11 protein-coding genes and 1 pseudogene are annotated in these 13,879 nt (G+C 37.2%); 3 read left to right on the top strand and 9 right to left on the bottom strand.

The annotated features are described in order from the left end of the window. The first annotated feature begins 117 nt into the window (after positions 1-117). Positions 118-738 (top strand): NAD(P)-dependent oxidoreductase, encoded by a 621-nt coding sequence (locus tag AAHB15_RS16995; RefSeq protein WP_342042876.1) that lies wholly within the window; start codon positions 118-120, stop codon positions 736-738. Positions 739-1,141: 403 nt separating this feature from the next. On the opposite strand, the gene AAHB15_RS16990 is transcribed toward AAHB15_RS16995, so the two are convergent. The 6 genes from AAHB15_RS16990 to AAHB15_RS16965 form a co-directional block, all read right to left on the bottom strand. Then, the gene (locus AAHB15_RS16990; RefSeq protein ID WP_342042875.1) at positions 1,142-1,483 is read right to left on the bottom strand and encodes an MFS transporter; all 342 of its coding nucleotides are present in this window, start codon (positions 1,481-1,483) and stop codon (positions 1,142-1,144) included. 20 nt (positions 1,484-1,503) lie between these two features. Continuing rightward, a complete protein-coding gene (locus AAHB15_RS16985) occupies positions 1,504-2,610 on the bottom strand; it encodes a chitobiase/beta-hexosaminidase C-terminal domain-containing protein (protein ID WP_342042874.1) in 1,107 nt (368 codons plus the stop codon). Positions 2,611-2,644: 34 nt separating this feature from the next. Further along, positions 2,645-2,956 carry an AtuA-related protein gene (locus AAHB15_RS16980; protein WP_342042873.1) on the bottom strand — a complete coding sequence of 104 codons (312 nt, stop codon included), beginning with the start codon at positions 2,954-2,956 and terminating at the stop codon, positions 2,645-2,647. Further along, on the bottom strand, positions 2,937-4,274 hold the full coding sequence (locus AAHB15_RS16975) for an acyclic terpene utilization AtuA family protein (RefSeq protein WP_342042872.1): 1,338 nt from the start codon (positions 4,272-4,274) through the stop codon (positions 2,937-2,939). The genes AAHB15_RS16980 and AAHB15_RS16975 overlap by 20 nt, the downstream gene beginning before the upstream one ends. An 11-nt stretch (positions 4,275-4,285) precedes the next feature. After that, the gene (locus AAHB15_RS16970; protein ID WP_342042871.1) at positions 4,286-5,584 is read right to left on the bottom strand and encodes a CitMHS family transporter; all 1,299 of its coding nucleotides are present in this window, start codon (positions 5,582-5,584) and stop codon (positions 4,286-4,288) included. Between the two features lie 352 nt (positions 5,585-5,936). Then, positions 5,937-7,355: a sigma-54 interaction domain-containing protein gene (locus AAHB15_RS16965; RefSeq protein WP_342042870.1), complete on the bottom strand. Its 1,419-nt coding sequence runs from the start codon at positions 7,353-7,355 to the stop codon at positions 5,937-5,939. A 299-nt stretch (positions 7,356-7,654) separates the two neighbouring features. Here AAHB15_RS16965 and AAHB15_RS16960 point away from each other — a divergent pair, with 299 nt between their 5' ends. Then, positions 7,655-7,822 (top strand): hypothetical protein, encoded by a 168-nt coding sequence (locus tag AAHB15_RS16960; RefSeq protein ID WP_342042869.1) that lies wholly within the window; start codon positions 7,655-7,657, stop codon positions 7,820-7,822. Between the two features lie 27 nt (positions 7,823-7,849). Next, positions 7,850-7,933, top strand: a pseudogene (locus AAHB15_RS30225) (sigma factor-like helix-turn-helix DNA-binding protein); the annotation flags it as partial. 222 nt (positions 7,934-8,155) lie between these two features. Here the strand turns inward: AAHB15_RS30225 and AAHB15_RS16955 are convergent. Genes AAHB15_RS16955 through AAHB15_RS16945 form a run of 3 tightly spaced genes read right to left on the bottom strand, consistent with a single transcriptional unit; the run spans position 8,156 to position 13,641 of the window. Continuing rightward, positions 8,156-8,569 carry a DUF6884 domain-containing protein gene (locus AAHB15_RS16955; RefSeq protein ID WP_342042868.1) on the bottom strand — a complete coding sequence of 138 codons (414 nt, stop codon included), beginning with the start codon at positions 8,567-8,569 and terminating at the stop codon, positions 8,156-8,158. 37 nt (positions 8,570-8,606) lie between these two features. After that, positions 8,607-11,084, bottom strand: coding sequence for a restriction endonuclease-like protein (locus tag AAHB15_RS16950; RefSeq protein WP_342042867.1), 2,478 nt, complete (start codon positions 11,082-11,084; stop codon positions 8,607-8,609). Beyond that, positions 11,056-13,641: an MrcB family domain-containing protein gene (locus AAHB15_RS16945; protein WP_342042866.1), complete on the bottom strand. Its 2,586-nt coding sequence runs from the start codon at positions 13,639-13,641 to the stop codon at positions 11,056-11,058. The genes AAHB15_RS16950 and AAHB15_RS16945 overlap by 29 nt, the downstream gene beginning before the upstream one ends. Positions 13,642-13,879: the final 238 nt, after the last annotated feature.

Here is a 13,879-nt window from a genome sequence, read left to right as displayed (position 1 = left end):
ACGATAGAAACAGGAAAAAGTTTCCTTCCTTACAGGAATGCTGCCCTCTTCGTTGAACAAGACAATACAATAACTTTTATAGTAAAATACAATAACGACAAAAGGAGACTTTTTCATATGAATATTTTAATTTTAGGTGCAACGGGACGAGTTGGGAGTCAACTAGTGACTTATGCCCTTCATGACAGACATCATGTTACGGTATTAGTACGTACTCCAGAGAAGGTTCAAATAATTAATGAAAATTTAACCATTATTCAAGGGAATGTTTTAAATAAAGGTGATATCGTACATGCTATGCGTGGGAATGATGTTGTGATTAGTGCACTAAATACGGATGGCACAACCACTCTATCAGAAAGTATGCCACTTATAATCGATGCAATGGAAAACGAAGGTATAAAACGTATCATAACGATAGGAACGGCGGGTATTCTTCAAAGTAGAACGATGCCAAATTCTCTGCGTTATCAATCAAATGAATCAAGGCAGAGGTCAACCCGTGCAGCGAAAGAACATCATAAAGTTTACGATATGCTCAAACAATCAACCCTCGAATGGACGATTGTCTGTCCTACGTACTTACCGGATGGAGAAAAGGTAGGCAAATATCGAATAGACCGAAATTTTTTGCCGGAGGATGGAGCTAAAATATCGGTACCGGATACAGCTGAATTTACTTTTAAACAGATAAAAACAAGCGAGTATATAAAATCACGTGTAGGGATCGCCTATTAATATTATTCTTACACACTATCATATTGGATTAGCCTGCTTTTTACAAAAGATCATGAGATGCGGCAACAATCCCCCACTCTATAACTAAAGCTTCCTTTCAGAATATCTATATATAAATTAGAGTCTAAAAATAACAATTAATGAAAAGTAAATGAGATGTTGTAAAATTAACATCTCTTTTTTTACTAAACGCAAAAAGCATCGGTGCTAAAAACCGATGCTTGTTTGCGTGTTGGGAATGATACGTTTCACTATACATCTCCCATAGGGACAACCCGTTAGATTTATTATTACGCGTTTTTAATTATATAAGCTATATTCATACTGGCTTTATTTGACGAATGGGCCATATTCTTTGTCAACAGGACCACGAGTCCCGCCACAAGAGCAGGTAAGGCGAATACTAGGGATTTACAGTAACAGAAGCATGAGCGGTTAAGAGAATTCCCATGATAGTTGGTCCAAAAGCTCCTCCAAGCCGCCCAAATCCAACATTTCCCCAAGTTGCTGTCGAACGGAAGTTAAGCGGGTAGTTCACTCCTACATAGGCATATAATAAGGATTGATTCGCATTGATGATCATGCCACCGATGATAAAGACCAAGATGGAGAGAACTGCAATATCCCATTTAAAGCTAAGCGAGTAAAGCAATACACTCGCGATCAAAAAGTAGATTACTAGAATTGGCTTATGACCAAATTTGTCTGCCAATTTTCCTCCTAATAGAACAAACAAACTTGCCATATTGTTAATAATATTTAAAATTAATTTGAAGATTTAACTTGTTTAAATACCCATTCAATCATCTCTTTATTCTCATAAGCAGGTACCCATGATCCATGGTTATACTTCATCTCAGCTGGGTATTCAGTATAAATAGGGGTTCCTCCAGCATTTTTAATCGCCACTATAGCATTTCGTGAAAAGGAAACAGGAATGACTTGGTCATCCTCTGCATGAAAGGCCCAGATCGGTTTTTTTGCTAGTACATATACCTTATCTGGATCAGCCCCGCCTGCTATAGGAACCATTGCAGCAAATAGATTAGGGTAAGCGATATTTAAATTAAATGTACCAAATCCCCCTTGGGATAAGCCTGTGGAATATAAACGATTAGAATCAATATGATAGTTCTGTCTCACATGTTGGAGGATTTCGTAAGCCTTTTGTAAATCGGTTGAAAACTCAAAAACTCGGCTTAAATTAACTATGTTATTAGAATCTCGTGTGACCGTAAATCCTCCATCCGGTACATTTCGTGCTTGAGGGGCCAACACAAAAGCAGGATGTTTTGCTTGATTTTCAGGTGCCGCCCAGATAACTGCCCCATCATTAGCTGTTAACTGCTTTATATTATCATTACCCCGTTCTCCTCCACCATGTAAAAATAAAACAAGAGGATAAACCTTATGTGAATCGTAGCCTTCAGGTACATAGAGTCGATATGGCATAGAGTCGTAGGTGAAGCTTAAAAATTTCGAAGCAATGGATTCTCTAGTTTCAAAAGTGTAAGTGAAAGTAGCTATTTCACTAGTAATATTCCCCTTACTAGTTGTTAAAGCGCTACTACTGGCATCCCCTCTTATGGCAATGGCTTTAATAGTCGTATCTTCTTGTATTTGAAAGGGGGTAGTGTATAAGATACTACTCTTTGTAGGTGTACTTCCATCAAGTGTATAGTAAATAGTTACACCTGGTGTCGAAGAACTTAGGATGACGGTTTGCTCCTTGTAATAAGCCCCTTCCGGTAATGAGGAGATCGGGGGAGCGACAATTCCTTTATTTTCATCATTTTTAGCAAAGGCTGTTACGGTGAATGCAGGTAAAATAAGAAAGGTTAGTACCATGAGATTGGTTAATTTTTTTAACATATGATTTTGTTTCCTCCCTTGTTCGCGTTTATATCTACCAATCTATCTCCATCTCCAACAATGCATAGCTCAAGCTTTTCCCATGAGTATCGGTGCTCAATGAAGTCGTCACCCCTCCAAGAAGGGCTTGCTGACATACAAATTGGAGTGCTGCAATATTGGGAACCTCATAACGAATAACAGTCCCTTCCACTACATCTTTTAAATGGTCTTTTACTTTTTCGGAAGTTATTCTTTCACACAATAATGGGTAATCCTCTTCATTATAGGGAATAATCGATACGATTAGCGTATTTCCTTTATCACCAGCACGACTATGAGCTAATTCATATAATTTTTTCTTCACTTATTATACTCTCCCTAATAACCATTGACGGTTTAACTTTTTCTCTTGGTAATAAGGTTGACACAATACCAATGATTTCATTTGTATACTTTCGGGCTCCACCGCCACCAGCTGGTCCATTTGTATAAAGTGCCTCTACTTCGTCACCAATTCTTAACGCCTTCTCCTTGGTCTCGGCTCTACCCGCAACTCGCAAACGAACCTCATATGGGGACTCCTTCTGACCAAAACATGTTCGATGAACCGAAGAACTGCCGATATAATCGAGTCGAAGTTCAGTAAAATCATCCTTCAGTCGTTCGTGGATGATTTCTCCTGCGAGCTTTGCCCTTCCTAACGCATTTGACCCCGCATAGGAAATTTCTCCCTCCCCAATAAAGCCGGCATGGTAGCCCACACTTACCTTCAGTTTCTCAGGTTTCTTTTTTCCGGTACATCCTGAAACAGCAATTTGATTCGGTCTAATTTCTTTTAAATGAACGGTTGTGAAATCAGCCACGACATCTGGAGTAATGTATTCATTTGGATTCGTTACTTCGTACAAAAGCTGTTCCTTCGCTGTTGCTAAAGAAATGATTCCTCCCGTTCCCTCTATTTTGCTTATTATAGCGCTTCCATCTTGTGACACATCTGCATAGGGAAATCCTAAAAATGCCAAATCTGGGATATCCTTTTTCCCAGGGTCTGCAAAATACCCCCCACAAATCTGACCCCCGCATTCCAACAAATGACCGATAGCAGTTCCTTGCGCTATCCGATTCGTATCATCTAGAGACCAGCCAAAATGATAAACCATAGGAGCAACAAAGAGTGAGGGATCGGCGACTCGTCCAGTAATGATAATATCAGCTCCAGATGCCAGCGCAGGTAATAGAGCCTCTACTCCCAAGTAGGCATTTGCAGAGATATACGGCTGGTAGTTGGAAAGATCGGTATTTGTCTCCAATGTTTGATCATGACCTTGGATGTGAGTCAGTACGTCATCACCCGTAACGGCTGCAACCTTTAAGGAGATTCCTAGACTTTTAGCCATCTTAACTACCATTTCTGCAGCACCAACAGGGTTAGCCGCCCCCATATTGGTTATAAGTCGAACCTTGTTTTTACTGATGATCGGTAAGAGAAGTGCCATTCTCTTTTCTAATAATGGGTCATATCCCAAACTTGGATTTGAGAGTTTTCTTTTTTGCGCCAATGCAATGGTTCGTTCAGCCAGACATTCCAATACCAGATAATCTAACTGTCCTTTTTCCGCTAATACTACGGCGGGTTCTAGTCGATCGCCTGAAAATCCTGCTCCTGATCCAATTCTAATCATTTCTTATCACCTCAAATTGATATAGCTCCTGTTGCTAATGCAATAATGGTCATGACAATGGTTGTTGCAAAAGCCCATTTAAAAATAAAACGCTGATGTTCGCCTAAATCTACACCTGATAATCCAACCAGTATAAAAGTTGAGGCTGTCAGCGGACTTAAAGGAAAGCCTGTTGTCATTTGACCGAGAATTGCTGCACGCCCTACCTCAATGGAGTCCATTCCAAAATTTAAAGCCGTTTCACTTATAATTGGAAGGACACCAAAATAATAAGCATCTGGAGTAAACACTAGACTAAGAGGCATACTTGTAATAGCAACAAGAATAGGTAAAAGCTCTGCATGCTGTGCAGGAATAATGGAAACGAAGGATGAGGCCATGGCGTCAATCATCTTAGTTCCTGTAAGAATGCCTGTAAAAATACCGGCTGCAAAAATCATGGTGGATACCATTACAACATTACCTGCATGATTAGTTAGTCGCTCTTGTTGATCACGTAGTTTTGGGTAATTCACAAGCAAAGCAATCACAAATGCAACAATAAATAACACAGGCATTGGCAGCCATGCCATGACAAGTGCGATAAGCAGTAATAGGGTTAATAACGCATTGAACCAAAACATTTGTGGTCTTTTTCCTTCAATAGCAGCTGCTTGTTCCGACATAACATCACCATATAGATTCTTTACATCAATAATTCCAAGTCGTGCCCTCTCCTTTTTTCCAAGCCAAAATGCTGAGAATAATACCCATACGATCCCTCCAAGCATGGCTGGGAGAACGGGGTTAAACAATTCAACTGAGTCCGTATGAAGGACTGTCATCGCCCTTGCAGTTGGTCCTCCCCACGGTGCGATATTCATGACACCAGCTCCTAAAGCAACAACACCCGACAGTACAAGCGGATTCATCCCCAGTCTTTTATAAAGAGGAAGGAATGCTGAGATGGTAATCATAAAGGTGGATGCCCCTTCACCATCCAACGCAACAAGCATCGTTACGATGGCTGTACCTATGACAACTTTTAGAGGATCTCCTTTAACAATGCGAATCATACAAGAGATGATGGGATTAAATAAACCAGCATCCATCATTAACCCAAAATACAAAACCGCAAAACCGACCATAATTCCCGTTGGTGCAACCTTTTGAATCCCATCAAGCATCATGGGTCCTAACTTAGCTCCGGCTCCACTAATAAGTCCAAAAACAATCGGCATAAGAACGAGCGAAATAATAACGGAAAGACGTTTTGTCATAATTAAAAAAAGAAATACCCCAATGGTTAAATAGCCTAAAAGTGCTAACATTCTACCCCCCCTTTGATTTAAACCGCTATGAAAGATTAAACACCTATCCCCCTTTTCAAAATATGGTTAACCTATCATAATTACTTGCAAGTACTATGCCAAATTCGTTTTATTTTGCTTTATTAAACTTGAATTAAGCGATCATATGATAAAATTGCTTGATTTATTAAGATTTTACACAAACAAAAAAGAAAGCGCGTTCAAGATATGCACTCTCTCTAATTTCCCATTTCTTAATTGTATTTCTAACTATTTAGAACAAAGCTTTATTTTTCTCCTTGCCTTTCACTATAATTGAAGGGTTGCTCCATTTCTAATTATTTAGAAAAGAAAATGGCATGATTCTAATAGTTTAGAAATTTAGTTGGTGGCGTTTAAGTTTATTATATAAAGTAGCTAGTGATATTCCTAGCACGTTGGCAGCTTTTTTCTTTTCTTCAATATCATGACCAAATCTTTTGATCGTATACTGAATAAAGTTTCTTTCAGCTGCCACCATTGCTTCTTGTAAAGTTTGGTTTATCGGAGATTCACCTGATTCGATGAATGGGACATTCTTTTTCGTAATAATCTCGGGAAGATGATCGATCTTTATGACTGTTCCCTCCGCCATACAGGTAGCATAATCCATAACATTCTTTAATTCACGGACATTCCCAGGCCATTCATACCTCTGCAAAAAATTCATGGTTTGATTTTCAATGGAATAACTGGCAGGGAACTTGTTCTGTAACAAATTGATTTCCGTTGATTTAAGCAGAAATTGGACAATGTCTGGAATATCTTCTTTTCTATCACGAAGAGGAGGTATATGAAGACTTATCACATTTAATCTGTAAAATAAGTCCTCACGAAAACGGTTCTTTTTGACAAGCTGCTCTAAATCACGGTGTGTTGCAGCAATGATTCTTACATCAATATTCCTTTCACTCGTTTCACCTATTCTTCGAATTTTCTTTTCTTGTAAAACCCTTAATAGTTTAGCCTGAAGGTCATATGACATGTCTCCAATTTCATCAAGGAAGATGGTTCCGTTATTTGCCATTTCGAAGAGTCCTATTTTACCACCTTTTTTAGCATTGGTAAAAGCACCTTCTCCGTAACCAAATAGTTCACTTTCTAAAAGAGATGATGGAATTGCGGCACAATTGACGGGGATAAAAGCCCGGCTAAATCTGTTACTTTTATTATGTATCGCCTGCGCAAACAGTTCTTTTCCAGTACCACTCTCCCCTGTAACGAGAATGGGCAAATCTGATTCAGACACCCTTTCTGCAACATAAACGACTTCTTTTAATCCTCTATTTTTTCCGATAATGTCTTCAAATGTGTATTTTGCTTCATAAAGAGAATTCATTCTTTTTTCAAGTTGCTCTAATTTTTCCCCTTTTTTCTTTAATTCTTGAGAGAGTTTATGGACTTCTGTCAGGCTTTTACAAACAGATACAGCCCCTATTATTTGATTATTTACTATGATAGGGGCCATATCCACAATATATTCCCTGTCCTCTGTTTTTCTGTAAACTCCTACTCGGCATTTTTGGTCTATCAATGTTTCAGTTAATTTGGCACCAGGACGATATTCCTTCAAAGGCTTTCCAATAATATCCCGAGTTACTCCTGTTATTTGTGTATACTCCGGGTTAATAAGCCTAACGATCCCTTCATGATCGATTACTAAAACACCATCATTAATTGAATAAACTATCGCTTTCCACCATTCAATTTGTGATTCGAAAGGGAAATCGGTTGTATTATTTTTTAGAAGCACTTTTTAAACATCCTCTTTTCTATTATTTTTGAATTATCTAACTGTTTACAGAATATTCTATCACTATTTGGTATTCTTTAGTTAAGAATGAGGTGCTTTTATGGTTTTAGATTCTATTCAAAGACACCATAGCATTATAGAAAGACAAGCCATTAGTAATGAAAATAAAATGAATAAAGATTTTGTTTGTGAGGCATTAAACATCACCCTAGATACAATATGAACAGTTAAAGCTTATTGAAAACAACCACTTTCAAATGAAATCCTTGAATGGTGTCATTTCGGAGGAAGACGGTGATATGGAACTACTTGAGTTTATATCCAATGATCATGTCGAACTTTTAGGAATGGCTATGTCTGATTATCAGGATCCATATTTATCTATTGAAAACATTGATCGATACGATAAACTATATATCGCTATGGATTGCTTAAGAGAAAGAGAAAAAGATGTGCTTATTGATTGATTTGGTTTTAAGGTTGACCGACAAAAAACACTTGAGGCAGTCGGTAAAAAATATGGAGTGACTTGGGAGCGAATTCGCAAAATCGAGGCAAAAGCTATTAGAAGTCTATAATACCCGATTAGAAAAAAGATTGGATTTCTGCTTAAACACATAAAAACGCACATTTTTTGACGGTAGAATGTTTTTTATTATTACCGATGAAAAAATGTGCTTTTTTTTAAAAAAAAGAATTTCAGATGGATACATACAAAATACGATAACTAATACTTCAACTTTTATTAATATTCGCATGTGAATTGAAAGTGCCTGAATCTCGAATTTGTAAATATTTACTCAATTGACTTTATAAAAACTTAGTTGTTCCCCTATTCCCAAACCTTCAAGTGGAACATAACATTGAATCCCTTTCTTTTCTAAAAGAGGGATTAGATACTCTCGATATTTCTTTCCAGCATAAAAATATAATTGAAGTGGCTCTAGCTTTAGTATTTGTTTATAAACGTTTTCAGTCAATTCTTTTCTTTCACCAGCATTCATATTATTTAAAGTTACATCATAGGGCTCAATGAAGGTTTCCTTATTTAATAACCCATACTTTGCTGATAAAATGTACCAATCATTAAAATCTTGTTTTTCTATATAATGGATTGCTTTTCTAAATAATTGGGATTCCATATACATTTCTTTTGCAGGACACGGGTAGTCCTTTTTTACTTTTGAGCAACTAATTAACGCAAATTTAGCCATTTGAACTCCTTTTAAAACCATCAAAGATTAAAAAACTTTACCCAGCCAATATAGCCATTAAAACACGAAAAACTCCAGTAGGATTCTTTTCTAATTCTTCCACTTCAACAGTCTTAATTTCTTTATTTTTGATAAATTCAATTTTGCTCTTACCTTTGTTCATTCTAACTCTAATCTCTTTAATACTATATTCCGTTATTTGTGATGCCTGATCAAGGTAAGCATGATTAAGATCAAGTTTAATCTGATCTGACACCCTTCTCAGCATTCTCCAAACCTGCATTTCATCTTTTGATTTCATAAACAATTCAGGAAGTTCCTTTGCTTCTTTTAAGGTGTTGAGTGTCGTGAGGATATAACTAGAGATTCCATAATGAACTGGCTTGATAATAGGATTAAGGTTGATCCAATATCCTACCTTAAACCTTATAACATCCTTTTCATTAATTCTTGCTGGCTGGACCTCTTGAATTTTCCCATATACCAATACTCCATTTTCCATACGAACACCACTTTTGACATATAAAGCAATATACTTAGCTTCTTGCCATCCTTTTTTCAGTTTCTCAACAGGAATCGAATAATAGCCTTGTTTTATAAAATGATCATAATCTTCCGCATTTGAAACGAGTCCTACAAGAACCGCTTCATCGAGACTAGATTTCCATTCTGCTAATGTACCGCGTGGCAGAATCCCTTCCTGCTGGATTTCCTCTGGACTTTTGTCAATCAATCTCTCGACAAATCGTTCCACTAAGGTTATCGCATTTGGCAAAAACGGCAGCCCGCCAATGTTGACTTTATTAATACTTTCGTAAAAATGATGGCCCTGATAGGTTATTTCATCATCCCACGGAAACAAAACATATGCCCCAAAGGCTGTCCTTTCATAAGGACCGTCAACCATTGACGCAACAATCGAATCACGGTAGCGATGCATGGTGTTGATATCGTCTTCCATAGGGCCTGGTGTTTTATAGCGTTTTTGATAATAGCCGTCAGCTTGGGCATAATCAATTCGATATTTCGCATCAAAAATATAATTAAAGGTGTAATCTCTTCCCCTTTTCTCGATGCTTAGCATCGTATCTGGCTTCTGAGGAAGAGTAGGTAATCCGCCTTCATATTTCTGATAGGTCAATACAATTTCTTCATTCGTAATGGGATGTTTAAAAACTCGTTTTGCCGTTTTATTAACTTCAAGATTAATAAACAAGCCCTCGCGATTGACTTGAACAATGTCCTGGCTTAACAGCTTATACTTCTGACCTAGGATTTGTCCTAGCTTAAGAAAGGTCCAATATTCATATAATGTCGCTACATCCTTAACGGACATCTGATAAATTTTCCCTTCCAGGACCAATCCCTTAGAAACGGTTAGGTAAATCTGAAATGCATCCCTATAGCCAGGGGACATTTGCAGGACCAAACTCATCACTGACCGGTCCAATTTACTAATTTTCGTCCAAAAGGAATTTTTCAACCTTGCTTGAAGCTGGTTAATCATCTTGTTAATCCCTTCAACCAATTCAGGGTCTGGCTCCACCAAGGAACGTTTATTCCAATTTAGAATGCTCTCAAGTAAATCCTCGAGCTTATGTACCAGTCTTACCATCATCCACTTGACGTACCGATTTTCGATCGTGTCGAAGGTTAACTCCTTTTTTATTTGTAGGCCTTCAATCGGCATAAGATGTTTACTTTCAAAAAGGATCCCCTTCTCTACCTCAGCAAATACACTCGATCGCTTACGTAAATAATTTCTACTGGTTGAATCCAGCTTCCTTAGCTGATCCCCTCTTGCCTTTTCATACGTTTTTTCCAGTTTATGATGGGGCTGTTGTTCAATTCGTGAAATGGCTTGTAAAAACTGGTGAAAATGATGGCTTATTAAACGATAAAATTCTGTTCTCGAAGGATTCCCATCCAGCTTTAGTCTTGCTCCTAAATACGTTTTACGAATGAAATGAAAAGCCAAATTGTAGATCTCATCATTTACTTCATCCAATAACTTTTTGTAGTCATTTTTATAATCCAACTTAGAAGGAAAGATTTCTAACGTCACTTGTAATATCGTTTTGTTGTTAGCTCGGATTTCAAAGGTACTAAACCCGACTTCATTTTGAAACTGAAGATTCCCCATCAGCATTGATTGATGGCCAAATTTCACAAGTGAAACGGCTTGTCTCAATAGCGGATGTTCATGATAAAAGGTCAATTCTTGACCGTTCTTCAGTAAAACAATGAGTTGATAAATTCCATTTTCAAAAAAAATCGGCCGTAACCTCGAAGGCTCTACTAGTTGCTGTTGATTTATATCGTAGACCTTAATTTCTTGCATATTATCGCCGTGTACAGAAAATTCCATTACGTCATGATAGTCCATGCTCCGATAATGCTTTAATCCTTCATACCGATTATGATAAGGTTTTCCTTTTAGAATCAGAGATAGTACGTCTGTTTCAATATGAACTAATTCAACATCCTCACGAGATCCAGAAGGAAGTGAAGCCATCTTCTCTTAACCTCCTTAGCATTTCGACAACCTTTGCTACACTTTGAGGATAGATTGCATTCTCCAGATCCAATACGCCTATATCCAGATCTTCCTCGAATTGTTTAGTGGTGAAAAGCAGATAAAGATCCCTTAACAATTGATCGACCCGTGTATCACTCCCGGCGATCCGTGGTAATACCTTTTGTAAAATACAATGGTCCAGTGATTTCTCAAAGGACATTAATTCGCTCTCTATGTTATACGCTATATAAAAGCAAATTTCATCGCGAACACGGTAGCCAACGTGTGCATTAATCAATTGAAGGGCTTCATTCATTTTAACTAACTCATCCGTCACACGGTCTACTATAACGGTATGCTTTTGATAAACATCTTTAAGATGAAGATAGATAGAGGCAAAGGATTTGTGTCCAATAACAGCAGGCCCCTTTTCATCTAGATCATGTAAGAAAGCGAGATTTCCAAGTTCGACACGATTAAACTCAATGGTATTTGCACGGTCCAATACCTTTTTACTAAATGGATGAGTCGTTTCATCCATATTAACAGTTCCAACAATATATAGATTATTCGGCAATTTTAGATCAAAACCTGCTGTTTCCATTGATAGCAAATTCGTCGAAACAATTTTACTGTCTTTCCATTTGCGGCTTTCCATTACACTTAATATATCACTGAAATAATACTCCACCCGAGCTAAATTCATTTCATCTAATAACACAAAATAGGGCAAGTCAGGGTTAGCTTCAGCTCTCTTGATCACCTTTGTCAGCGGTCCCTCTTTAAAGTCTCCCTTTATGTCCACATAGCCGAGCAAATCGGACCCATCATTCCAATCCGGTCGAATCGGGATCAAAGCAAATTGCCCATTCTCTTCCGTTGCCCCTACGCTCTCAGCAAACCATTGAACCATTTTTGTCTTTCCAGTCCCAGATATACCGGAGAGGATGACAAAGGGTTTGGTTTTTAAGGAAAGGAATAAGTTAATTACTTCTTCTCTTTTGTATAAGAAGCCTTTGCTTTTTATGTAGGAATGGATATGATCAATTAGTTCTTTATCATGTAGGTTGGTAGTTCCTGTTTCACGGATTATGTACTGTTCTGAATTAATTGACTCAGTAGTCTTGTACCCATTTTTTAGTGCAATATAATCCTCATAGATCCTGACCATTTCTTGAAGATCTGCAACTAATGTACTTTCATTTGGTATATTATCAATATGGTATTGTATATAAGCTGCAGTAGACTGAGCATATTGTTTAGCTTTCGTACTGATACCTAAATGGATGTCGTCATCCTTTTTTACTTTACTAGATGCAGGTATGGATTTACGAATTTCTTCCTTTATTCGCTGCATCTCTTCTTTTGAGGTTTCCGTCACGCCTTGTGCAAGTGTAAGATAAACAGTTTTCAAATCCTCACTAAATAGATAGACTTTATAATACCCACGTTGAGTAGAAACGGTAATTTTCCTGTTCATGATTGCAATCCATGGTACAGAGGCCCAATTCCCTTGACCAACCGACCCAGTTACCATATACTTTGCGGAATCAATAAAATCTAATCGTTGGACCTCCTTAGGAATATCATTCCGAACAAAACCTCCAAGTGGGTGGCCACCAAATCCTTCCCGTTTAGCATCGAGGTATTCATTCATTACTTTAACTAGACTACTTCTTATTTCACTCACAATTGCTTGCTCCTTTGTGCTTAGGGTATCGAAGAAATTTTCGGTTGGTATCCAGTTTGGGTCAATTAATTGGGTGTTTTCTAACCACGAAAACAGGTAATTTGTCCTATCCTTTGCAACAGATTCCACCATAAGATTATCACCTTGGGAATTACGAACAATAAGCATACCTAATTCCTCCAAAGCAACCTTTTTCTCCTTTTTCGGAAGATTTCTAAGGAGATCTAAACAAATTAGTGCAATTCTAAAATATCCGAGGTTTAAAAGGATTCTTTGGATGTATTGATCTTTATTTTCCGCTTCGATATATTCATCTAACATAAATTGATTTACTTCATTAAATTCATTAACAAAACCAATCAATCGAGCATCCTGTCTGTTTCTCGATTTAATCCGATATAAATTGCCACCAAAATGTTTACTTAATTCTGCTGGATCATATGTACCCGTACCCATTTCTTCAAAGAAACCCTTTAAATTCTGATACTGTACATTAGGTAATTCATCTGTTTTGAATTCCCGTAAATGTATAGAGGCAGTTTTTCCACTAGTTGAAGCTTCAACAAATGGAAGGTTCGAGAATAAAGCCATTAAGAATGATGTCCGTCCCCTAGTCTTCTTAAAATCATTCGCTTCAACATTTCTTACGCTAATAAACTCATGCCAACCTTCTAGAATAAAATCAAATGAAATAAACTCAAAAGGATCCTGTCTTTCACTTTTTTGATATTTGCTTCTAGACGATTCAGTTTCGACACACAAACCTTTGTCGTCAAACTTCGTAATTTTATTTTCTTTTCTCGTACTTAATGTTTTAACGTGACTTAACCTTTTTGATAGTTCAATAACAATATTCTCTAACAATTGAAATCACTCCGGATGTTCATTAAATAAACCATTTAGTTTATTTTGCCAGCTACTCATTAATATAACATTTATTGTAACGAACCTTTGAAGGAAAACAAACTAAAAAGAGCTTTGTAAGCTCTTCTTAGTTTGCAGTATATTTACATATTCATTTAGTTCTTCAAAGCTCTTAATTTTTAATTCTTATATATATTCATTATTAGTAAGAATTCTTATAGAAAATTGCCTCTCTGTG

This window comes from Bacillus sp. OTU2372 (assembly GCF_038440275.1).
GTDB classification, from domain to species: Bacteria; Bacillota; Bacilli; order Bacillales; family Cytobacillaceae; genus Neobacillus; species Neobacillus bataviensis_B.
This window is presented reverse-complemented; position numbering and strand designations above follow the sequence as displayed.

Excerpts from the sequence above, each read along its gene's own strand:
- AAHB15_RS16950 (WP_342042867.1), bottom strand. The coding sequence starts at position 11,084 with ATGGCTTCACTTCCTTCTGGATCTCGTGAGGATGTTGAATTAGTTCAT.
- AAHB15_RS16975 (WP_342042872.1), bottom strand. The coding sequence starts at position 4,274 with ATGATTAGAATTGGATCAGGAGCAGGATTTTCAGGCGATCGACTAGAA.
- AAHB15_RS16990 (WP_342042875.1), bottom strand. The coding sequence starts at position 1,483 with ATGGCAAGTTTGTTTGTTCTATTAGGAGGAAAATTGGCAGACAAATTT.
- AAHB15_RS16985 (WP_342042874.1), bottom strand. The coding sequence starts at position 2,610 with ATGTTAAAAAAATTAACCAATCTCATGGTACTAACCTTTCTTATTTTA.
- AAHB15_RS16970 (WP_342042871.1), bottom strand. The coding sequence starts at position 5,584 with ATGTTAGCACTTTTAGGCTATTTAACCATTGGGGTATTTCTTTTTTTA.
- AAHB15_RS16960 (WP_342042869.1), top strand. The coding sequence starts at position 7,655 with ATGGAACTACTTGAGTTTATATCCAATGATCATGTCGAACTTTTAGGA.
- AAHB15_RS16995 (WP_342042876.1), top strand. The coding sequence starts at position 118 with ATGAATATTTTAATTTTAGGTGCAACGGGACGAGTTGGGAGTCAACTA.
- AAHB15_RS16955 (WP_342042868.1), bottom strand. The coding sequence starts at position 8,569 with ATGGCTAAATTTGCGTTAATTAGTTGCTCAAAAGTAAAAAAGGACTAC.